At 46.4% G+C, this 755-nt stretch carries 1 protein-coding gene; it reads right to left on the reverse strand.

Features of this window, described 5'->3' with window-relative positions:
* Positions 1-41 precede the first annotated feature (41 nt).
* A partial coding sequence (locus tag R7Q48_RS26925; RefSeq protein WP_318133307.1) for a replication initiation protein occupies positions 42-755 on the reverse strand: 714 nt, incomplete at its 5' end.

A 755-nucleotide genomic window follows, 5' to 3' on the forward strand; every position in this document is an offset into this window, starting at 1 on the left:
AAAAGGGCTGTTATCTGATATAGCTTGTTTAGTGCCACACATTACAATTTGCCAGTCGACTTCCAACGGAAGTAAGTTCTTCGACTGATACCAAGCTCAACCCAAGGTTCGTTAAGGCTAGGTCTACCTCCACCTTTTGAAACTTTTCCACCCTTAGCACCTTTCTTAGCGTGCCATTGGCTTTTCTTTTCTGGCGTGAATTCTCGATACGTCCAGTTAGCGATCGACTTCGCTATCGCTTTCACTTCTGACACGGGCAAAGGAACATTGAACTGGCTATTCGTACTTTCTACTTTGTCGTAGACGGCTGCATTCCACTTTCTTTTGTAGTTAGGCGCCCAGTATTCCCGAATCGCTCTATATGCCCACTGACGAGTGTTATCGAACAACTCACAGTTACGGCCAAGACCAGACGTTTCGCTACCACGTAACGGGTGGCCTTTTAAATCAAGGTAGTCTGCTAATTCATCGAGCGTGTACTCATACTCTGTCCAATATTCATTTTGCCAGTATGGATGTAATGGGTTTTTCGTCAGTAGCCCTGCGAACCCCCGATCAGCTTTCAATCGTTCCGTCATGGCGGATTGGATAGCGGCTGCGTAACGAATTGGTTCACTATGAGCAATATCAGACGTAGAAAACGGTACTTTTAAACGATACGCAATGTGAGCGTGTCCGTTCTCTGGGTTTTTACTTGTCCAATAGGGGGCGGGGAGATCATTGTCATACCAAGACAACACACCGCCTTGTCTGTC

This window comes from Vibrio sp. 378 (assembly GCF_033339435.1).